25 protein-coding genes are annotated in these 19,175 nt (G+C 46.1%); 8 read left to right on the top strand and 17 right to left on the bottom strand.

The features are described from left to right. Positions 1–16: 16 nt before the first annotated feature. Together ICV90_RS00510 and ICV90_RS00505 are read right to left on the bottom strand one after the other, a co-directional pair. Positions 17–721: a transposase gene (locus ICV90_RS00510; RefSeq protein WP_215358847.1), complete on the bottom strand. Its 705-nt coding sequence runs from the start codon at positions 719–721 to the stop codon at positions 17–19. A 12-nt stretch (positions 722–733) separates the two neighbouring features. Continuing rightward, positions 734–3,070, bottom strand: coding sequence for a penicillin-binding protein 1A (locus tag ICV90_RS00505; RefSeq protein WP_215358846.1), 2,337 nt, complete (start codon positions 3,068–3,070; stop codon positions 734–736). A gap of 141 nt (positions 3,071–3,211) precedes the next feature. On the opposite strand from ICV90_RS00505, the gene ICV90_RS00500 reads away from it, so the two are divergent. From ICV90_RS00500 to aroB, 4 genes are read left to right on the top strand one after another with little or no spacing between them, the layout of a single operon-like run. Then, complete coding sequence (locus ICV90_RS00500; RefSeq protein WP_215358845.1) at positions 3,212–3,904, top strand: hypothetical protein; 693 nt, start codon at positions 3,212–3,214, stop codon at positions 3,902–3,904. After that, positions 3,901–5,022, top strand: coding sequence for a secretin and TonB N-terminal domain-containing protein (locus ICV90_RS00495; protein ID WP_251367745.1), 1,122 nt, complete (start codon positions 3,901–3,903; stop codon positions 5,020–5,022). The genes ICV90_RS00500 and ICV90_RS00495 overlap by 4 nt, the downstream gene beginning before the upstream one ends. Before the next feature lie 12 nt (positions 5,023–5,034). Then, a complete protein-coding gene (locus ICV90_RS00490; protein ID WP_215321288.1) occupies positions 5,035–5,559 on the top strand; it encodes a shikimate kinase in 525 nt (174 codons plus the stop codon). A 16-nt stretch (positions 5,560–5,575) separates the two neighbouring features. After that, positions 5,576–6,658 carry a 3-dehydroquinate synthase gene (gene aroB / locus ICV90_RS00485; RefSeq protein ID WP_251367808.1) on the top strand — a complete coding sequence of 361 codons (1,083 nt, stop codon included), beginning with the start codon at positions 5,576–5,578 and terminating at the stop codon, positions 6,656–6,658. Here aroB and cyaY read toward each other — a convergent pair. Beyond that, the gene (gene cyaY / locus ICV90_RS00480; RefSeq protein WP_251367744.1) at positions 6,655–7,077 is read right to left on the bottom strand and encodes an iron donor protein CyaY; all 423 of its coding nucleotides are present in this window, start codon (positions 7,075–7,077) and stop codon (positions 6,655–6,657) included. The genes aroB and cyaY overlap by 4 nt on opposite strands. Positions 7,078–7,079: 2 nt before the next feature. Here cyaY and ICV90_RS10350 point away from each other — a divergent pair, with 2 nt between their 5' ends. Together ICV90_RS10350 and lysA are read left to right on the top strand one after the other, a co-directional pair. Further along, entirely contained in the window at positions 7,080–7,271 is a 192-nt protein-coding gene (locus ICV90_RS10350; RefSeq protein WP_215358843.1) for a lipoprotein, read from the top strand. Then, positions 7,271–8,569 carry a diaminopimelate decarboxylase gene (lysA, locus tag ICV90_RS00470; protein WP_215358842.1) on the top strand — a complete coding sequence of 433 codons (1,299 nt, stop codon included), beginning with the start codon at positions 7,271–7,273 and terminating at the stop codon, positions 8,567–8,569. The genes ICV90_RS10350 and lysA overlap by 1 nt, the downstream gene beginning before the upstream one ends. 73 nt (positions 8,570–8,642) lie before the next feature. On the opposite strand, the gene ICV90_RS00465 is transcribed toward lysA, so the two are convergent. Beyond that, a complete protein-coding gene (locus ICV90_RS00465; RefSeq protein WP_215358841.1) occupies positions 8,643–9,371 on the bottom strand; it encodes a cytochrome c in 729 nt (242 codons plus the stop codon). 114 nt (positions 9,372–9,485) lie between these two features. Between ICV90_RS00465 and yihA the strand changes: the two genes are divergently transcribed. Together yihA and hemB are read left to right on the top strand one after the other, a co-directional pair. After that, positions 9,486–10,151 (top strand): ribosome biogenesis GTP-binding protein YihA/YsxC, encoded by a 666-nt coding sequence (yihA, locus tag ICV90_RS00460; RefSeq protein ID WP_215358840.1) that lies wholly within the window; start codon positions 9,486–9,488, stop codon positions 10,149–10,151. Then, complete coding sequence (gene hemB / locus ICV90_RS00455; RefSeq protein ID WP_215358839.1) at positions 10,129–11,163, top strand: porphobilinogen synthase; 1,035 nt, start codon at positions 10,129–10,131, stop codon at positions 11,161–11,163. The genes yihA and hemB overlap by 23 nt, the downstream gene beginning before the upstream one ends. A gap of 17 nt (positions 11,164–11,180) precedes the next feature. On the opposite strand, the gene dsbD is transcribed toward hemB, so the two are convergent. From dsbD to rpsE, 13 genes are all read right to left on the bottom strand, one after another. Next, positions 11,181–12,860, bottom strand: a complete 1,680-nt coding sequence (gene dsbD / locus ICV90_RS00450) for a protein-disulfide reductase DsbD (RefSeq protein ID WP_215358838.1) — start codon at positions 12,858–12,860, stop codon at positions 11,181–11,183. Next, positions 12,857–13,207: a divalent-cation tolerance protein CutA gene (gene cutA, locus ICV90_RS00445; RefSeq protein ID WP_215358837.1), complete on the bottom strand. Its 351-nt coding sequence runs from the start codon at positions 13,205–13,207 to the stop codon at positions 12,857–12,859. The genes dsbD and cutA overlap by 4 nt, the downstream gene beginning before the upstream one ends. Before the next feature lie 69 nt (positions 13,208–13,276). Continuing rightward, on the bottom strand, positions 13,277–13,669 hold the full coding sequence (gene rplQ, locus ICV90_RS00440) for a 50S ribosomal protein L17 (protein WP_072582073.1): 393 nt from the start codon (positions 13,667–13,669) through the stop codon (positions 13,277–13,279). Positions 13,670–13,685: 16 nt separating this feature from the next. Then, positions 13,686–14,666 (bottom strand): DNA-directed RNA polymerase subunit alpha, encoded by a 981-nt coding sequence (rpoA, locus tag ICV90_RS00435; protein ID WP_215321281.1) that lies wholly within the window; start codon positions 14,664–14,666, stop codon positions 13,686–13,688. Positions 14,667–14,689: 23 nt separating this feature from the next. After that, entirely contained in the window at positions 14,690–15,313 is a 624-nt protein-coding gene (gene rpsD / locus ICV90_RS00430) for a 30S ribosomal protein S4 (protein ID WP_215358836.1), read from the bottom strand. A gap of 116 nt (positions 15,314–15,429) precedes the next feature. Further along, entirely contained in the window at positions 15,430–15,837 is a 408-nt protein-coding gene (rpsK, locus tag ICV90_RS00425; protein WP_011901923.1) for a 30S ribosomal protein S11, read from the bottom strand. 18 nt (positions 15,838–15,855) lie between these two features. Continuing rightward, positions 15,856–16,221, bottom strand: coding sequence for a 30S ribosomal protein S13 (gene rpsM / locus ICV90_RS00420; protein WP_015420253.1), 366 nt, complete (start codon positions 16,219–16,221; stop codon positions 15,856–15,858). A gap of 24 nt (positions 16,222–16,245) precedes the next feature. Next, positions 16,246–16,362, bottom strand: coding sequence for a 50S ribosomal protein L36 (gene rpmJ, locus ICV90_RS00415; RefSeq protein WP_012357167.1), 117 nt, complete (start codon positions 16,360–16,362; stop codon positions 16,246–16,248). 35 nt (positions 16,363–16,397) lie between these two features. Then, positions 16,398–16,616, bottom strand: coding sequence for a translation initiation factor IF-1 (infA, locus tag ICV90_RS00410; protein WP_068320132.1), 219 nt, complete (start codon positions 16,614–16,616; stop codon positions 16,398–16,400). 4 nt (positions 16,617–16,620) lie between these two features. Further along, a complete protein-coding gene (gene secY, locus ICV90_RS00405; RefSeq protein WP_215358835.1) occupies positions 16,621–17,958 on the bottom strand; it encodes a preprotein translocase subunit SecY in 1,338 nt (445 codons plus the stop codon). Positions 17,959–17,975: 17 nt separating this feature from the next. After that, positions 17,976–18,416 carry a 50S ribosomal protein L15 gene (gene rplO, locus ICV90_RS00400; RefSeq protein WP_215358834.1) on the bottom strand — a complete coding sequence of 147 codons (441 nt, stop codon included), beginning with the start codon at positions 18,414–18,416 and terminating at the stop codon, positions 17,976–17,978. A 27-nt stretch (positions 18,417–18,443) separates the two neighbouring features. Beyond that, on the bottom strand, positions 18,444–18,632 hold the full coding sequence (rpmD, locus tag ICV90_RS00395; protein ID WP_215358833.1) for a 50S ribosomal protein L30: 189 nt from the start codon (positions 18,630–18,632) through the stop codon (positions 18,444–18,446). 24 nt (positions 18,633–18,656) lie between these two features. Then, the gene (rpsE, locus tag ICV90_RS00390; RefSeq protein WP_011901917.1) at positions 18,657–19,175 is read right to left on the bottom strand and encodes a 30S ribosomal protein S5; all 519 of its coding nucleotides are present in this window, start codon (positions 19,173–19,175) and stop codon (positions 18,657–18,659) included.

The following is a 19,175-nucleotide window of genomic DNA, read 5'->3' as shown; positions in this document are numbered from 1 at the left end:
GGAAACTATTAATTACCTAAGTAACTGAATTTAATACATTAATTTTTCTAGGGCGTCCACGATGGCGAATTAATGCCAGCTCCGGAGCATCTTTAAAGAGCTTTTTGGCATAAATATCACTGACCCAAGGCTTGGATCGCAATAGAGATTCTGTGATTTGGCGGTCTTCCCAGTGAGGTGCGCCCTCTTTTACAAAGTTCGCCCAGCTCATCTGCCGCTCAAAAGGGGTATTACCCAACCTCCAAAAATGCTGATGATCTACCAACCAAGGCTCTGCATTGCCCCCAATGTGGGTTGCAAAACTCGTCCATGTAGAGCTTTGGGGATTAGATTCATAACCAGATCTCACCGGATTGAGCTCTATATAACGCTGGCAGCGTAAAAAATAATCCGGGTCAATCAAAGATGAGCGATAGCGCCCCTCCCAAATAGTTCCAGAGCGGCGGTGCAGTTGATTGAAGTACTGGGCATAACGACGGCCAAGAGACTGCATTGTTTTCGCAAGCGAATCTTCGCTTTGGGGAGTCATGAGCAAATGCACATGGTTAGGCATTAAAGCAAACGCATGCACAGCACAGCCAAACTGCCTCGCTGCTTCACGCAACCACTCTAGATAAGTACGACGATCTTCATCGGCAAAGAAAATGGTTTCACGATTATTGCCGCGGACCATCACATGCATTGCTTGGCCTGGTATTACTGTGCGAGCTTGCCGTGCCATGTTGAAAACGAACTATTGCAGTTCGCGCACACCGCCGTTAGTAGAGAAGTCCGGGATAAACCAGTCACCATCAACTTGCGTTACGCCGCTTGGCACTTCGCGGGAGATCTGAGGGCTATCTTTTAACGCAGTCGCCATATAAGAAATCCACATTGGCAAAGCAAGTCCACCACCAGTCTCTCGATCCCCCAAACTCGCAGGCTTATCAAAGCCAATCCATGCAATCGCAACTACCTTAGGGTTATAGCCAGCAAACCAGGCATCGTGCGAATCATTCGTTGTGCCTGTTTTACCTGCAATATCGCTACGTCCCAACTTACCACGCGCAGAGGCTGCGGTACCCGTCTTGGTTACTTCTTGCAGCATGCTGTCCATCACAAATGCAGTGCGCGCATCCAACACACGAGGCGCATCTTCGCCCGCATGCGTAGGTTTTGCTTCGAACATGACGGTGCCTTTAGAGTCCACCATCTTGTCAATCAAGAATGGATCTACACGATAACCACCATTGGCAAACACACTATAAGCAGAGGCCATCTGCAACGGGGTTACAGAACCCGCGCCCAAAGCCATTGTTAAGTAAGGGGGGTGCTTTTCTGGTTCAAAGCCAAAACGCTGAATATATTCCTGCGCATAAGAGGGGCCGATGGCACGAATAATGCGAACCGAGACTAAGTTCTTTGATTTTGCCAAAGCATTGCGCAAGCGCATCATGCCGTCGTATTTACCATCGTAGTTTTTTGGCTCCCAGGCCTGACTACCAGTCTCCATGCTGCCAATGGATAAAGGTGCATCGTTCACCATCGTGCTTGGGGTAAAGCCTTTTTCAATGGCGGCGGCATAGATAAATGGTTTAAATGAGGAACCCGGCTGACGTAAGGCTTGTGTTACATGGTTGAATTGATTCCGTCGGAAATCAAAGCCGCCTACTAAAGACAGAATTGCGCCGGTCTCCGCATTCATGGAGACAAAAGCAGCTTCAACTTGCGGAAGTTGAGCCAACTTCCAAACACCCCCATCCGATAACAAACGCACTACAGCGCCTGGACGTAAGCGTTTTTTCGGCTGAGTACTATCAGTAATAGAGGCAGCCGCCAACTTCATGCCTTCACCTTTAATAGTGATGGTGTCCCCAGTTGAAATCATGACTTGCATTTCTTTTGGCTTTACATCAAGCACAACACCAGACTGCAAATCATCTAACTGTGGGTAAGCAAGTAATGCCTCATCAATCGCGCGCTGGCGTTTCACAGAGTCCTCAGGAAGATCGATAAAACCTTCTGGACCACGATAAGCATGCCGTAAATCGTATTCAAAAATTCCACGTCGGACTGCTTTATAGGCAGCATCTTGATCGGCCTTCAAGATAGTCGTGTAGACGTCGATCCCCTGTGAATAGATTGCCTCTCCATACTGCGTGAACAGCAATTGACGAACCATCTCGGCCGGAAAATCTGCACGTACTGCAAATTCATTACCTAGGCCGCGAATATGTAATTCCTCAATCATCGCTTTTTGGTATTCCTCTGGCGTGATGTAACCCAGATCGCGCATGCGCTGAAGAATGTACTCTTGCCGAATCTTGGCGCGGCGGAAATTACTGACGGGGTTATAGGCTGACGGGGCTTTTGGCAAGCCCGCCAACATCGCTGACTGAGCGATCGTAATGTCCTTTAAATCAATACCAAAGTAAATCTGCGCAGCACTAGAAAATCCAAAAGCCCTCTGACCCAAGAAAATCTGGTTCATATAGATTTCCAAGATTTTGTCTTTGGTTAATTGAGACTCAATCTCCCAGGCCAGGAGAACCTCATAAATTTTTCGGCTAAAGGTTTTTTCATTGCTGAGAAAGAAGTTGCGAGCCACCTGCATGGTGATAGTGGACGCGCCTTGCGAAAGGTGTCCGCGCAAATTGGTTACTGCTGCCCGCAAAATTCCAACATAATCCACGCCGCCATGAGAATAGAAGCGATCATCCTCAATTGCTAAAACTGCATTACGCATACTCATCGGTATTTCGTTTAAAGGAATGACTTTGCGACGCTCCTCGCCAAACTCACCAATCAACACTTTGTCTGCTGTGTAAATACGCAGAGGAGTCTTGGGGTTGTAATCCGTTAAAGCAGAGATCTTAGGAAGATTAGGTTTGGCGACCAAGAATGCATAGCCCATCAATAGCGTGATTACCAAAGCAAAGACTACGCCGATGATCAGTAAAGCCTTTACAAGTGGATTACTAGAAGTCTTGCGCGGCAAGCCAGGCTCAACTCGTGAATTCCGAGGGCGTCTATCGGATGGACGAATGGGACGCTGATTCAGCGGTGGCTTGTCTTTTGGAGGTAAGGCCATATGTCCAAATTATAGGGTGCTTAGGCAAATTCCTTAAAAGCTCCAAAACCCCTGTCCCGCCCATAGACAAGATCTGATTTCTGACGGCGGGTTCAATCTGGGCTGATGGATTTTCAGCACCCAAAACAGAAGAATATGGGCATGCCCGCCCGCCATATTTCCAGCCAATCTTTTGATGAAATTCTGAGTGATCTTGGCGATGATCCAGCCATCCCCGACCCCCATGGAATCCGCAAACCACCACCCCAACAAAGTGCACCGCCTAGAGCTCCAAACCAAGGCAGAAACAATCCCTTCCCGGAGCCTTTAAGTCCTATTCAGATCAGAAATTCGCTCCAAGGAATTGCACTTCCGATCGCCCTGATTGGCATCTTGTTGGTAGCAGCTATTGCATTTTTTGTGACCTACACCTCATTGAATAAGCAATCCCAAGATGCTTTGGAGGCATCCCAACAACAGCTTTCGGAATTGAAAAAAGAGATGCTATTAACGCACGATCAAATTAATCAAGCTCAGGATGAGCTATATCTAGCAATTGATGAAATAGAAGTGAGTATTCACTCTTTAAAGGAAATAAAGGCAGAAACAAGAGCTCCCAACAGGCCGCAAGCACCAACCCATGAGTCGGAGCTACGCCGCTGGCGCTACCTTGGCACATCCCAAATGGGCAATACCCAGCAAGCCTATTTTCATACAGGGAAAAGCCATCTTGCCTTTGAGAAGGGGGCGCAGGTTTTAGGGGAATGGCGCCTTAGCACTATAGAAAAAGGACTTGTGACCCTAACCCATCCCCAGGGCAAATCTCTGCTTCTGAAGGCTTCAAAAAGCGAATGAAGCTCAGCCTAAATAACCCCCAGAAATACTTCAAACTGCTCACCTCTTGGTTAGCTGTATTGATGCTTTTATCGAGCAATACCGCAATGAGTAATACGCCTTCACAAAATCATTTCCTGATCCCTATTAGCCTGCAATTTACCGATATTGAATTAACTGAACTTTTAGAAACTATGGCGAAATTGGGTAATACCAATTTTTTATTAAGTGAATCCATTAAAGGGAAGATCTCTATAGACCTTAGAAATACACCCTGGCAAACAGCCCTTCACTCCATTCTGGCGAGCCGCGGCTTACGACTGGTGCGCAACGGAGAAATCTACTGGATTGGGCCTCACGCAGAAATCCAAGCCTTTCAGAAATTCCGGCGTGAAGACGCCGCCCTTCCTTTTGGTGGAGACCACATTAATAGTCCAAGGCAAATCCTCATAGAAGCCCGAATAGTTGAGGCTGATGAACGCTTTGCCCGTGAACTAGGAGTTAAGTTGGGATATCAAGTCAATGGTGTCGGAGATAAAGCAGATCAAAAATTGATTGGCAGCATGGATCTGGGTGGCGCTGGTTTGAGTGGTTTTAATCCAGCAACCATGGCGGCAACCTTAGTCTCCAGAAATGGGAGCCGCATTTTGCAGGCAGAACTTTCTGCGCTTGAGTCTGAGGGTCAGGGAAAGATTCTTTCCAACCCACGCATCATGACTGGCGACCAAGTAAAGGCAACCATTGAGCAAGGCACAGAACTGCCGTACCAAACCTCGAATCAAAATGGCAGCAAGTTGCAGTTTAGAAAGGCAAACCTTCGCCTAGAGGTTTTGCCAAAAATCCATCCAGACGGAAAGATATCAATGCTAGTGGGCATTAATAAGGACACGGTAGGTATGAAAACAGAACAGGGATACGCCATTGACACCAAAAGCCTGAGCTCAGAGGTCACCGTTGAAAACGGCGGGACAGCAATCATTGGTGGCATTTTCCAAACTACCGAACGGGAAGACGAAGTCAAAATCCCGCTATTGGGCGATATTCCCCTCATTGGTCATTTTTTTCGCCATAAATCCAGATTGCAAGACAAAACTGAGCTATTGGTCTTCTTAACCCCGACCGTTCTCGACAAACCCTAATAAAATCGAAGGGTGAACTCTTCGACAAACAATATCTTTCTAATCGGCCTCATGGGCGCTGGGAAGTCGACCGTCGGTAAAGTCTTGGCTAAAAAATTAGGGCGTCGCTTTCTGGATGCTGACCATGTGATTGAAGAGCGCTGTGGCGTAAAAATCCCCGTCATTTTTGAAATGGAAGGCGAAGAAGGATTTCGCAAAAGAGAAGCTCAAGCCATCCGTGAAATCACTGCCGAGCAAGATATTATTTTGGCAACCGGCGGTGGCGCTGTTCTCTCACCAGAAAATCGGCAGGCATTAAGTGAGGGCGGCACCGTGATTTATCTTCACGCAAACCCAATTGAACTTTGGCATCGCACCAAAGGTGGCGAGGGTCGCCCCTTATTAAAAAATGGGGATGCCAAAAAGATTTTAGAAAACTTATATGCCGTTCGCGATCCTCTGTATCGTGAAATCGCTGACCATGTGATTGAGACTGGCAAGCCTAGCGTTAATCAGCTGGTCAATACCTTAATCATGCAGCTTGAACTTTCCGCTTAAATATATTGGCACTATGATGAAAACACTTGAAGTTGATCTTGGCAATCGCAGTTACCCGATTTATATTGGCAAAGATCTGATTGATCAAGCAAGCTTATTTAAGGCCTGTGAAAAAGCAACCTCTATTTACATTGTTAGTAACACTACGGTTGCCCCGCTCTATGCTGAGCGCCTAACTAAGACGCTGAGCACCTTTGGGAAGCCTGTTAGAACAATTGTTCTACCTGATGGCGAGTCATATAAAGACTGGAAAAATCTTCAGTTGATTTTTGATGACCTTTTAAAATTTGGCGCTGATCGCCATACCATGTTGGTTGCTTTGGGTGGTGGCGTAATAGGCGATATGACTGGATTTGCTGCCGCTAGCTTTATGCGCGGCATTCGCTTTATTCAAGTGCCCACTACCTTGCTTGCTCAGGTGGACTCTTCAGTTGGCGGTAAAACTGGGATCAACCATCCGCTAGGTAAAAATATGATTGGCGCCTTTCATCAGCCGGTCGCTGTGATTGCCGATCTCAATACCTTAAAGACTTTACCTCCGAGAGAGCTATCTGCTGGGCTTGCTGAAGTTGTAAAGCATGGTGCTATTGCAGATGCACAGTTCTTAGATTGGATCGAATCCAATGCAACGCCACTGCTAGCCTGCGACACAGAAGCAATGGGACATGCCGTCTTACGTTCCTGTGAAATTAAATCTGCCGTGGTTTCTGCAGATGAAAGAGAGGGTGGTATTCGTGCAACCCTCAATTTTGGCCATACCTTTGGTCACGCAATTGAAGCGGGTATGGGCTATGGGGAATGGTTACATGGTGAAGCTGTTGGATGCGGCATGGTGATGGGAGCAGATCTATCGCGTCGACTCAATTACATTAGCGACGCTGATGTTCAGCGCCTCACTAAAATTATCCAATCTATGAATTTACCCATTACACCGCCAAAGTTTGGTGCGGGTCGCTATATGGAACTCATGCAAGTTGATAAAAAAACTGAGGGCGGGCAAATCCGTTACGTTGTTTTAGAAAAAATTGGTAAAGCCCAGATTAAAAGCGTAGATGATGCCCAAGTGATTGAAACTTTAAGCGCTACTGGCGCAGCTTAAATCAAACTCATTTTGACTGCTTGACCAGCCTGAGAGCTCGCAAACTCAGTCAAATCGCTCAACAGCTCTTTTCCTGTTTTGGTATCAAGCCACAAAGGTTGTGCCATCGTGCCAGCCCAGCGATAGTGGTATCCACCCGATTTGGCAGCGACCCAAATCTCGTGCAAAGGTGGTTGGGTATTGATCACGATGACACTTTTATCCTTAAAACGAATATTGATCACGTTCCCGCCTTGGCGCTCAATATCCAAGTCGAGATCCAATGCTTCATCCGCAGCCTCCAATGCGACTTCTATGGAATGCAATAAATTGCTTCCCAGCTGGTAAAACTGCTTGTCATCAATGGTTTCTACGCCTGGATTATTTGGATTCATACCGGAGTCCTGCATGCTATATTCAATCATTCGTTTTAGAGACATTCATGATAGCGATTCTTAATAGAACCCTCTGCTTTAGCCTTCTAATATCCCTTGTTGGGTGTGGGGTAAGGGGGCCTCTATATATGCCAAATGTGCCACCAGTTCCGCCTGCTCCTACAGAGCCGGAACCCAAAGGCAAGCTATACCCACCTCAAACCTCCGCTAGCCCAAGCAATTCTTCATCGGCCAAGTAATGACAAGCAAAGCAATTCCCCTTCCTAAGTTATCTGGGTTTACTGAACGCGAGGGCAGCTGGTATGCCGAAGAAATTCCACTCGCAGATTTAGCAAAAGAATTTGGTACGCCGCTGTATATCTATAGCAAACAAGCATTGACTGAAGCCTACCAGGCCTACGATAAGGCCTGTGTTGATGGTAGCGGTAAACGTCGTGCTCGCGTTCACTACGCTATGAAAGCCAATAGCAATTTAGCGGTGATTGATTGCTTTAAAAAACTGGGGGCTGGGTTTGATTTAGTAAGCGGTGGCGAGTTGGCTCGTGCATTAGCAATTGGCGCAGATCCAAAGAGCTTAGTATTTGCCGGCGTAGGTAAATCTGCCGCTGAGATCGCCACCGCTCTCAAGGCTGGCGTCAAATGCATCAACGTAGAATCGATTGCCGAACTACATAAGATTAATCGCGTAGCCACTGAACTCAACTGCCGCGCCCCTATTTCTTTACGCGTCAACCCTGATGTGGATGCGCAAACCCATCCCTATATTTCTACTGGACTTAAGGGCAATAAATTTGGCATTGCATTTCACGAGGTTTTAAAAACTTATCGTGAAGCATCACAACTTTCTCAAATAGATGTAGTCGGCATTGATTGTCATATTGGTTCACAGATCACTACTACCGCCCCCTATTTAGATGCCCTGGATAAAGTCTTAGATCTTGTCGCGCAATTAAAGAAGGAAGGCATTGTGATTCACCATCTTGATCTCGGTGGTGGTCTTGCCATTTCTTATAGCGACGAAACTCCGCCAGACATTACTGACTTTACGAACACCTTGTTGAATAGGGTGGCTGAGCGTGGTTTTGGTCACTTAGACGTTGTGCTTGAGCCAGGCAGGTCATTGGTGGGCAATGCTGGCGTGTTACTAACCACTGTGGAGTATTTAAAGCCTGGCGCTGAAAAGAACTTCTGTATTGTTGATGCCGCAATGACCGAACTGATGCGCCCAGCCCTATATGAAGCACATCATGGAATAGTGCCGGTACAAAAGAAGGCAGCAAAAGCCTTAACCTACGACATCGTTGGTCCTGTTTGCGAATCTGGCGACTGGCTGGGAAGGGATCGTCATCTTGCAGTAGAAGAAGGCGATCTTCTAGCCATTCTGTCTGCTGGTGCTTATGGTTTTGTGATGGCCTCCAACTACAACACACGCCCTAAACCTGCAGAGATTATGGTTGACGGAAAAAATGCTTACGTGATTCGCGCTCGCGAAAAAACTGCCGACTTGTTTTCATCGGAAACAGTTTTGCCAAATTAATAATCTGTAAAAGTTTTAGACAATAAAAAAACCCCGCTGAAGTAGCGGGGTTTTGTTTTAATGCTTTAGCTAATTAATGCAAACCTGCGATGTAATCAGCCACCGCTTTCATTTCTTTATCCGAAAGCTTAGAGGCAATCGTTGTCATTTGACTGCTGTTGGTACGAACACCTTCACGGAACGCTAGCAACTGGGCATTATTGTATTCGGCCCATTGACCGCCAAGAAGTGGGTACTGAGCAGGAATACCAGCGCCTGTTGGGCTGTGACATGCAGCACAAGCTGGAACACCTTTTGCCGCAATACCGCCACGATAAATACTTTGGCCTAATGCGATTGTTGATTTATCTTGAGCAACACCCTGGGAGATTGGCTGCTTAGCTAAAAAAGCAGAAATATTTTGCATATCTTGCTGTGTCAAAGTCGCGGCCATACCCATCATGATTGGATTTGCGCGAGTGCCCTCTTTAAAGTTTTTCAATTGCTTTGTGAGGTATGCAGCATGCTGAGCGGAAAGCTTTGGCCATGTACCAATCGCACTTTGACCTTTAGGGCCATGGCAAGTGATACAAGCGGTTACACCACGAGTTGCATCGCCATTTGAATACAGCGCTTCACCAGCGGCTAGATCAACCTTTGGCTTACCTGGAACTTCTGCTTTAGCTTCTGGAGCAGCCGCCATAGGAGCAGCATCATCAGCGGCGAAAACTGTACCGGATACGCCGATTAGAGCGAAAATAGAGAGAACCGCAAAACCAGCCCGTAAGCTAGTTAATTTGGAGATTTGAGAGGTTTGACGCATTATGTTTACCTTGGCAAAAATTCCTAAAAGTGTTTGGGCCCTGCATTTACAACCTTTTACCCAACACCATGAGATATTTCATGATTTTGCGTGATTTTACAATAGCTTCTGGACATGTCTAAACTCTTTCAAGCCCGATTCGCCACCACAGTTAATGACACCCACTGTCTGCCTGCCACCCCGCTAAGAGAGGTGGCCTTCGCAGGCCGGTCAAATGCGGGCAAATCTAGCGCTCTTAATGTCCTTTGCAACCAAAAAAGGCTGGCTTTTGCTAGTAAAACGCCTGGACGCACCCAACATATTAACTATTTTGGTGTTTTTGCAAAAGATGATCTACTGGCTTATTTGGTCGACTTACCAGGCTATGGCTATGCAGCAGTCAATCACGAGACCAAATACCACTGGAATGCCCTTCTAAGCGACTATTTACAGGAGCGAGAGCAGTTGATAGGCATGATCCTGATCGTGGACTCTAGGCGCGGTATCACAGAGCTGGACGAGCAAATGATTCGGTGGTTTGTGCCCACCGGCAAGCCTATTCACGTGTTACTCAGCAAATGCGACAAACTAAACAACAGTGAGTGCAAGCATGTGCTGGAGGCGGTACGCAAGCAATTACAACAATATGACCCGGCCCTACCTGACGGCAATGGTGAGTCCAAGCAACTTACGGCACAATTATTCTCAAGCACCAAACGGATTGGCCTTGAAGAGGCAGATAATTTAATTATTAAATGGCTATTTGAAGCAGAAACTCATGAAAATGAAATCACCAGCTAACGCATTGCTCAATTTCCCAGGACACCGTCCTCGCCGCATGCGTCGGGATGATTGGTCGCGTCGCTTGATGCAAGAAAATAATGTCACTGCAAATGATTTGATCTATCCAGTATTTTTACTGGAAGGGCAAGGAAAGGCCGAAGCAGTAGCATCAATGCCTGGCGTCAATCGCGTTTCTCTAGATTTACTTTTCCCGGTTGCACAAGAATGTGTAGATTTAGGTATTCCAGTACTTGCGCTTTTTCCAGTAATCGATAGCGCATTAAAAACTCCCGATGGTAAAGAGGCCTTTAATCCCAAAGGGCTCATTCCTACGGCTGTTCGCGAACTCAAAAAACGTTTCCCCAATTTAGGCATCATGACCGATGTAGCGCTTGATCCATATACAAGCCATGGTCAAGATGGCGTACTCGATGAGCAAGGTCGTATTCTGAATGATGAAACGACTGCAATCTTAGTTCAGCAAGCGATCACGCAAGCAGAAGCTGGTGTTGATATTGTTGCACCATCAGACATGATGGATGGGCGCATCGGGAAAATTCGTGAAGCACTCGAGCAAAAGAATTTAATTCACACCCGAATCATGGCTTACTCAGCTAAATATGCCTCCGCCTTTTATGGCCCCTTTAGAGATGCAGTTGGCTCTGCAAAGAACCTGGGTAAAGCCGATAAAAAAACATATCAAATGGATTGCGCTAATGGCGACGAGGCTTTGCGGGAGGTTGCTCTCGATATCAGCGAAGGTGCAGATATGGTCATGGTAAAGCCTGGCATGCCTTATTTGGATATCGTGCGTCGCGTCCGCGAAGAGTTCGACTATCCCACCTATGCCTATCAAGTAAGCGGTGAATATGCCATGCTCAAGGCTGCCGCACAAAATGGTTGGCTAGATCATGATGCTGTGATGATGGAATCACTGCTCTCATTTAAACGTGCAGGTGCTAATGGTGTTTTGACTTACTTCGCACTCGAAGCGGCGCGCTTGCTTAAGGCAAACGCAGCAGGCAAATAAAAAACAAATTTGATTTTTTATTGAGTGCTGGCTGCTTGTTTTAATCGTTCAATAAAACGCTGGGGTGGCATGTAGCCAATCACACGTTGGTCTTTTAGCTCTTCTGAATTTTGATTGAAGATCAGAATTCCTGGAGGACCAAATAATCCAAAACGCTTAAGTAATGCCTGGTTCTCAGGGCTATTCGCTGTAACGTCTGCTTGCAATAAAACCAGTTGCTTGAGCTCTTTACTTACCTCTGGACTGGTAAAGGTATTTACTTTCATTTCTTTACAGCTAATGCACCAGTCTGCATAAAAATCCAGGAGAATCACTTTCTTCTCTTGCTTGGCTTTGCTTAGTTGCGTATCTAACTCTGCAGGCGAATGAATCACTACAAAAGATAAATCACCTAGTTGATGAATACTCTGGCCATTGACTGTTTTTGCAGTTCCCGCAACATCATTTTTCTGGAGCAATGGCGAGGCAATCCATGCTGCCGTGGCGACCAGAAGAACTCCCAAGGTACGCTGCAAATAAACCATCCAAATACCCGTGGATGGAATCAGAATACGGGCCTCAATCGCAATAAAGAATAGTGGCAGCCCCATTCCTAGGGCCATTACAAAAAGGAATCCTGCGCCTAGGCTCATCGAGCCGGTTTGCGCAATAAAGGCCAAAACGCCTGCCAGGGGCGCAGTAATACAGGGGCTGGCTACTAAAGTAGAAATACCCCCCAAAGCAAAAGCGCCAAGCACATTGCCGCCCTTTTGACGCCCTGCCAACCGATCTACATGGTGATGCCATGATTGCGGCAACCGTAGGTCATACAAACCAAACAAACTGCCTGAAAGGGCTAAAAGTAATAGGGCAAAAGCAGCTAATGCGAAGGGACTCTGCAAAGCCCGCTGTACGCTCCCGCCAAGGGCCGCCATAAGCACTCCTGCCAAGGCGTATACCAATGCCATACCCAAGACATAGGCTAGCGCTAAGATGCTGGCACGCCCCTTGGTTACAGCCTTACCGTCTTGAGTGCCAAAGATAACGCTCGACAAAATAGGCAACATGGGAAGGACGCAGGGTGTAAAAGCGAGCGCAAGCCCCAATACAAAGAAAGCTAAAAATAAATAAGCAGTTGAAGTACTTTCTAAAAAGCGAGCAATAGCATTGACGTCATCACGCTCACGCCATAAATCAGCCAAACTGAATTCGCCACTATCCTGGGTGCTTGATAAAGGCATGCCATCTAAAGCATCTGGAATCGGAGCTACTTTAACCCCGGGACCGGCGAGTAGAAATTTCAGGGTCATAGGTGGATAGCAAATACCTGCCTCCGCGCAACCTTGCAGTGTTACAGCTGCATGGATCGGCTTGCCATCGGCAGGCTTTACATCTAAAAATACCAAGAAAGGCTCTTTATAAACTTGTAATTTTTTCTGAAAAGTTTCATCAAACTTCACCACACCTGATGGCAATGAAGGCCTTATATTAATTAGCTTCTCAGCCTGCGTGCCCGCTTGGAACTTTAAAGATTCTTGATAGATGTAATAGCCTTTAGCAGGCAAAAATTCCAACTCCACTTGATTGGAATTTTCTAACCAAGTAGCCTCCACTCGGAACGCTTTCTCTGGGGGCAAGAAATCCGGCGCAGCAAAAACTTGCGCGGAAAGGAATAAAAATAGGGCGAAGATCTTTGCTACAAAGGAATGCATTCTCATGACTTCGAATTTACCTCAGACTCGACCCACTTGCCGTATTGCCTTTCATAATGCTCTGGAGAAAAGGCTAATATTTCTGGTAAGTCATAAGGATGCGCGCTTTGAATAAAGGCTGAAATCTCAAGCCACTTTGACTCAGTCGTTTTTGCCGAAAGCAATACTTCATGCTCCTCGCAAACTTTATCCTCCCAGCGATAAATCGATTGAATGCCGTCTGTAAGCTGCACACAAGCAGCTAGATGCTTATCCACCAAGGACCTTGCCAAGCCTGTGGCAGCCTCCAGATTAGGAAGACTCGTTAGCACCACCAAAAGCTTGCTGGAATTGGCTGGAGAGTTTTCAGACATTCTGTATTTATAACCCGATAAATGAAAAAAGCCAGACCGAAGCCTGGCTTTTTACCGTAACACCGAGACTTAAGCCTCTTCAGTTACTGCTGTTTCTTCAACTTCTGGGCGATCTACCAACTCAACCAAAGCCATTGGCGCATTGTCGCCATGACGGAAGCCAAACTTCAAAATACGAAGGTAGCCACCTGGACGTGTTGCGTAACGTGGGCCGAGCTCTGTGAAGAGTTTGGCTACGATATCGCGATCACGTGTGCGATTGAATGCTAAGCGACGGTTTGCTAAGTTATCTTTTTTACCCAAGGTAATCAAAGGCTCAACAACCATGCGCAATTCTTTAGCTTTTGGCAAAGTCGTTTTAATGACTTCGTGCTCCAAAAGTGAATTGGACATGTTGCGCAGCATCGCTAGGCGATGTGATGATGTTCTGTTTAGTTTGCGTAAGCCGTTTCCGTGACGCATGATGCTTCCTTTCTAATTATTTCTCGAGGTTAGCTGGAGGCCAGCTTTCGAGTTTCATGCCAAGACTTAAGCCACGAGCCGCTAAAACATCTTTAATTTCATTCAAAGATTTGCGACCTAGATTAGGCGTCTTCAACAATTCATTCTCTGTACGTTGAATCAAGTCACCGATGTAGTAAATGTTCTCAGCTTTCAAGCAGTTTGCGGAGCGAACTGTCAACTCGAGGTCATCTACTGGACGCATCAACATTGGATCAACCATTGAAGAGCGGCTTGGTGCCAAATCACCAGAAACTTCGCTGCTTTCGAGGGCTGCGAATACAACTAACTGATCAACCAAGATGCTTGCTGCCTGACGAATTGCTTCTTCAGGAGATAACACACCGTTAGTTTCAATAGTCATTACCAAACGATCGAGGTCGGTACGTTGCTCAACACGAGCAGACTCAACAGCATAGCTAACACGGCTTACTGGGCTGAATGAAGCATCCAACACAATGCGACCAATAATCTTAGTTGCTTCGTCGCTGTACTGACGTACGTTACCTGGAACATAGCCACGGCCTTTTTCAACCTTGATCTGCATGTCCAACTTACCACCAGCTGACAAGTGAGCGATCACATGGTCAGGGTTCATGATTTCTACATCATGTGGCAAATCGATATCTTTTGCAGTAACAACGCCTGGGCCTTCTTTACGCAAATTGATAGTAACTTCGTCACGTGACTGCAACTTAAATACGATACCTTTGAGGTTCAACAAGAGGTTTACAACGTCCTCTTGAACTCCATCTAATGTGGAGTACTCATGAACAACACCAGCAATTGCTACTTCAGTTGGCGCATAACCAACCATCGAGGACAAGAGTACGCGACGTAATGCATTTCCGAGTGTGTGGCCATAGCCACGCTCGAACGGCTCCATAACAACCTTAGCTTGGTTGGCGGTAAGCGCTTCAACAGAAATAATCTTTGGCTTGAGCAAATTTGTTTGCATATTTTTTCCTTGAGAGTGCCTAATTAGCGTGAATACAATTCAACGATCAAACTTTCATTAATTTCACCGCTAATATCTTCGCGGTCAGGCACTTGCTTAAATGTTCCCTCGAGCTTAGCTGCATCAACTGAAACCCAAGTAACAGGAGTCATTTGTCCAACCAAATTCAATGATTCTGTAATACGCGCTTGCTTCTTCGCTTTTTCACGAATAGCAACTACATCACCAGGCTTAACCTGAATAGATGGAATATTTACAGGGCTACCATTGAGCAAAATTGCGCAGTGGGAAACCAGCTGACGTGCTTCAGCACGAGTAGAACCAAAGCCCATACGATAAACAACGTTATCAAGACGTGACTCTAACAACTGAAGCAACATCGAACCGGTATTACCCTTACGACGCTCAGCTTCAGCGAAATAACGACGGAACTGACGCTCTAAAATTCCGTACATACGCTTAACCTTTTGCTTTTCACGCAATTGATTACCGTAATCAGATGTTCTTGAGCCAGATGTACGACCATGTTGACCAGGCTTAGTATCTAACTTGCACTTGTCTGACAGGGCGCGACGTGCGCTCTTTAAAAATAAGTCGGTACCTTCCCGACGTGCTAATTTGGCCTTAGGCCCTAAGTAACGTGCCACGATGCTTTCCTTTCTTTGCCGCAGCCTTACGACCGACGGTGAGTTCGCCTTTTAAATCAGGCGAACAGTGGGCTTTAATAAAAAACTACTAAAACTTGTACAGCCAACTTCCTAGCTTAGATACGACGACGCTTAGGAGGACGGCAACCATTGTGTGGAACTGGAGTTACGTCTTGAATCTCAGTAATCTTGATACCTAATGAGTTCAATGCACGAACTGCTGATTCACGACCTGGGCCTGGGCCTTTGATCTGAACTTCCAAGTTCTTGATACCGCATTCAACGGCAGCTTTACCAGCAACTTCTGCAGCTACCTGAGCAGCAAAAGGTGTTGATTTACGTGAGCCTTTGAAACCCTGGCCGCCAGAAGTTGCCCATGAAAGCGCATTTCCCTGACGATCAGTGATCGTAATAATGGTGTTATTAAAAGAAGCGTGAACGTGTGCAATACCGTCAGCAACGTTCTTTTTAACCTTCTTACGAGCGCGCTGTGAAGCGGCGGAAGCGGATTGTTGTTTTGCCATGTCAATAAACTTTCTTGATTATTTCTTGAGTTGCACACCAGACTTGCGTGGGCCCTTGCGGGTACGCGCATTAGTCTTAGTACGTTGACCACGTACAGGCAAGCCCTTACGATGACGAACACCGCGATAGCAACCTAAGTCCATCAAACGCTTGATGCTCATAGTTACTTCACGACGAAGGTCACCTTCGGTAATGAATTTACCTACTTCATCGCGCAACTTTTCCAAGTCACCGTCAGTAAGGTCTTTAACTTTTTTGTCGATTGCAACACCTGTGGTTTCACAAATTTTGCGTGCACGGGTTGTGCCAATGCCAAAAATTGCTGTTAAACCGATAACAGTATGTTGATGATTTGGGATGTTTACCCCAGCGATACGTGCCATGAGATTTCCTCTTAATTAACCAGATCAGCCTTGACGCTGCTTATGACGTGCGTCTGAAGAACAGATCACGCGAACAACGCGTTTGCGCTTAATGATCTTGCAATTTCTGCAAATACACTTAACGGATGCTAAAACTTTCATAACTCACCTCTAAAAAAATATGTACAACTTAATCTTTACTTCGCGCGGAAAATGATTCTGGCACGCGTAAGATCGTATGGAGTCATCTCCACCGTCACCTTATCTCCCGGCAAAATACGAATGTAGTGCATCCGCATCTTTCCGGAAATGTGCCCTAGAACCACATGTCCGTTTTCTAGCTTCACGCGAAACATCGCATTCGGCAAATTCTCTACAACTTCTCCCGCCATCTGAATTACATCGTCTTTAGACATTCAGTTAAGCGCCCATCTTGAAGTTAGCCTTCTTCATCAAAGAGCCGTACTGCTGTTGCATCACATATGACTGAACTTGAGCCATGAAATCCATTGCAACAACAACAATAATCAACAATGAAGTACCACCGAAATAAAACGGCACGTTGTACTTCAAGACCAAGAATTCTGGCAACAGGCAAACTAGAACCATATAAATAGAGCCAGCTAGAGTCAAACGCACTAAGATCTTGTCGATATAACGCCCTGTCTGATCACCTGGACGAATACCCGGAACAAATGCGCCACTCTTCTTCAAGTTCTCGGCAGTTTCACGGCTATTAAATACCAATGCGGTATAAAAGAAACAGAAGAAAATAATCGCTGCTGCATACAAAATCGTGTAAACGGGCTGACCTGGAGCCAAAGTGGCTGCCAAATCCTTAATAACTCTACTGAACATATTGGTCGGCTCGCCTGATGTAAACCAGCCGGCAATAGTCGCAGGGAACAAAATAATCGATGATGCAAAAATTGGAGGAATAACGCCAGCCATGTTTAACTTCAATGGGAAGTAAGAGGACTGGCCACCATAAATCTTGTTACCCACTTGACGCTTAGCGTAGTTCACTAAGATACGGCGCTGACCGCGCTCTACAAACACTACAAAATAAGTCACCGCTACGCAGATAACAACGATGAGCAATGCAGAAATAATATTCATTGAGCCGGTGCGAACCAACTCTAACAAGCTTGCTAGCGCATTTGGTAGGCCTGAAACAATACCGCCGAAAATAATAATGGAGATACCGTTACCAAGACCACGCTCAGTAATTTGCTCACCAAGCCACATTAAGAACATTGTGCCGGTTACCAAAGTAACTACAGTATTGAGCTCAAACATCAAGCCTGGGTTAATTACTAAACCTGGCTGGGCTTGCAACGCAACAGAAATGCCTAATGCCTGAAATGTTGCCAAAAATACTGTGCCGTAGCGAGTGTATTGAGTAATCTTGCGTTGACCTGCTTGGCCTTCTTTTTTCAACGACTCTAAAGATGGAACAACAATCGTCATCAACTGCATGATGATCGACGCAGAGATATACGGCATGATACCCAAAGCAAATACAGTGAAACGAGATAAGGCGCCACCTGAGAACAAGTTAAACATTCCCAAGATGCCGTCTTTTTGGCCAGAAAACAACTGCGCCAATTGGTCGGGATCAATTCCAGGGACTGGAATATGAGCACCCAAACGGAACACGAGCAAAGCCAGCACCAGGAAAATCAAGCGTTGGCGTAATTCGCCAAACTTGCCACCTGTTGCTGCAGTGTTTGCGTTATTGGTAGGTGCTAATGCCATATCTACTAAAAGACCTATTAAACCAATTCAACCAATTTGCCACCAGCAGCTTCAATAGCTGCTTTTGCACCGGCAGTTGCTGTGATGCCCTTGAGGGTTACAGCAATCTTTAGCTCGCCAGTCTTGATAACCTTAACCGCATTGATTTGCTCACCAGCAAAGCCGTGAGCTCTCAATACCAATAAGTCTACTTCTGGCAAGTTGATTTTTGCTAAGTCATTCAAGGTAACTTGACCAACGTGACGACGTGTCAAAGACACGAAACCGCGTTTTGGCAAACGACGATACATAGGCATCTGACCGCCTTCAAATCCGACTTTATGGAAACCACCAGAACGGGATTTTTGACCTTTGTGACCGCGGCCAGCAGTTTTACCAAGACCAGAACCAATGCCGCGACCAACGCGACGACGGTTTTTCTTGGAGCCTTCTGCAGGTTTAATTGTATTGAGTTGCATATTCTTCGCCTATTTACTTGCTAGTTATTAGCCAACGACTTTAACTAGATAAGAAACTTTATTAATCATGCCGCGAACAGCTGGAGTGTCTTCCAATTCAGAAACTGAATTGATGCGACGAAGGCCTAAGCCTCGTACAGTTGCACGGTGGCTTTCGCGTGTACCGATCAAGCTGCGTACTAATTGCAGTTTGACTTTGGAGTTAGATGTTGTCATTTATAGATTCCTAATCTTTTGGTCTTAGCCGAGAATCTCTTCAACTGATTTACCGCGCTTAGCAGCAATCTCAGCAGGAGTACTCATCTTGCTCAAACCATCAATGGTTGCACGAACCAAGTTGTATGGGTTTGTAGAGCCAAGTGACTTAGCAACCACGTTAGTTACACCCATTACGTCGAAAATCGCACGCATTGGTCCGCCAGCAATAATTCCAGTACCATCTTTAGCTGGTGAAATCAAAACGCGTGAAGCGCCATGCTGACCAGTAACGGTGTGCTGCAAAGTACCTTTACGCAAAGTTACTTTGATCATCTTGCGACGAGCTTCGTCCATTGCTTTTTGAACGGCAACCGGAACTTCTTTTGATTTGCCTTTGCCCATACCGATGCGGCCATCGCCATCGCCAACTACAGTGAGTGCAGCGAAGCCGAGAATACGACCGCCTTTAACCACTTTAGTTACACGATTAACAGCGATCATCTTCTCGCGAAGACCATCATCACGCTCTTCGTTTTGCATCTTAGTTTGCATTTTTGCCAT

Source organism: Polynucleobacter sp. JS-JIR-II-b4 (assembly GCF_018687815.1).
Lineage (GTDB): Bacteria > Pseudomonadota > Gammaproteobacteria > Burkholderiales > Burkholderiaceae > Polynucleobacter.
The sequence above is the reverse complement of the archived record's forward strand: the minus strand, read 5'-3'. Positions and strand labels throughout refer to the sequence as shown.

What these genes read in the sequence shown, in the direction of transcription:
- rpmJ (WP_012357167.1), bottom strand. Translation starts at nt 16,362, where the DNA reads ATGAAAGTTTTAGCATCCGTTAAGTGTATTTGCAGAAATTGCAAGATC.
- rpoA (WP_215321281.1), bottom strand. Translation starts at nt 14,666, where the DNA reads ATGCAAACAAATTTGCTCAAGCCAAAGATTATTTCTGTTGAAGCGCTT.
- ICV90_RS00510 (WP_215358847.1), bottom strand. Translation starts at nt 721, where the DNA reads ATGGCACGGCAAGCTCGCACAGTAATACCAGGCCAAGCAATGCATGTG.
- cyaY (WP_251367744.1), bottom strand. Translation starts at nt 7,077, where the DNA reads ATGTCTCTAAAACGAATGATTGAATATAGCATGCAGGACTCCGGTATG.
- cutA (WP_215358837.1), bottom strand. Translation starts at nt 13,207, where the DNA reads ATGTCTGAAAACTCTCCAGCCAATTCCAGCAAGCTTTTGGTGGTGCTA.
- ICV90_RS00505 (WP_215358846.1), bottom strand. Translation starts at nt 3,070, where the DNA reads ATGGCCTTACCTCCAAAAGACAAGCCACCGCTGAATCAGCGTCCCATT.
- rpsM (WP_015420253.1), bottom strand. Translation starts at nt 16,221, where the DNA reads ATGGCACGTATCGCTGGGGTAAACATCCCAAATCATCAACATACTGTT.
- ICV90_RS10350 (WP_215358843.1), top strand. Translation starts at nt 7,080, where the DNA reads ATGATAGCGATTCTTAATAGAACCCTCTGCTTTAGCCTTCTAATATCC.
- hemB (WP_215358839.1), top strand. Translation starts at nt 10,129, where the DNA reads ATGAAAATGAAATCACCAGCTAACGCATTGCTCAATTTCCCAGGACAC.
- aroB (WP_251367808.1), top strand. Translation starts at nt 5,576, where the DNA reads ATGAAAACACTTGAAGTTGATCTTGGCAATCGCAGTTACCCGATTTAT.
- infA (WP_068320132.1), bottom strand. Translation starts at nt 16,616, where the DNA reads ATGTCTAAAGACGATGTAATTCAGATGGCGGGAGAAGTTGTAGAGAAT.
- dsbD (WP_215358838.1), bottom strand. Translation starts at nt 12,860, where the DNA reads ATGAGAATGCATTCCTTTGTAGCAAAGATCTTCGCCCTATTTTTATTC.
- yihA (WP_215358840.1), top strand. Translation starts at nt 9,486, where the DNA reads ATGTCTAAACTCTTTCAAGCCCGATTCGCCACCACAGTTAATGACACC.
- lysA (WP_215358842.1), top strand. Translation starts at nt 7,271, where the DNA reads ATGACAAGCAAAGCAATTCCCCTTCCTAAGTTATCTGGGTTTACTGAA.
- rpsK (WP_011901923.1), bottom strand. Translation starts at nt 15,837, where the DNA reads ATGGCAAAACAACAATCCGCTTCCGCCGCTTCACAGCGCGCTCGTAAG.
- ICV90_RS00495 (WP_251367745.1), top strand. Translation starts at nt 3,901, where the DNA reads ATGAAGCTCAGCCTAAATAACCCCCAGAAATACTTCAAACTGCTCACC.
- ICV90_RS00500 (WP_215358845.1), top strand. Translation starts at nt 3,212, where the DNA reads ATGCCCGCCCGCCATATTTCCAGCCAATCTTTTGATGAAATTCTGAGT.
- secY (WP_215358835.1), bottom strand. Translation starts at nt 17,958, where the DNA reads ATGGCATTAGCACCTACCAATAACGCAAACACTGCAGCAACAGGTGGC.
- rpsE (WP_011901917.1), bottom strand. Translation starts at nt 19,175, where the DNA reads ATGGCAAAAATGCAAACTAAGATGCAAAACGAAGAGCGTGATGATGGT.
- rplQ (WP_072582073.1), bottom strand. Translation starts at nt 13,669, where the DNA reads ATGCGTCACGGAAACGGCTTACGCAAACTAAACAGAACATCATCACAT.
- rpmD (WP_215358833.1), bottom strand. Translation starts at nt 18,632, where the DNA reads ATGACAACATCTAACTCCAAAGTCAAACTGCAATTAGTACGCAGCTTG.
- rplO (WP_215358834.1), bottom strand. Translation starts at nt 18,416, where the DNA reads ATGCAACTCAATACAATTAAACCTGCAGAAGGCTCCAAGAAAAACCGT.
- ICV90_RS00465 (WP_215358841.1), bottom strand. Translation starts at nt 9,371, where the DNA reads ATGCGTCAAACCTCTCAAATCTCCAAATTAACTAGCTTACGGGCTGGT.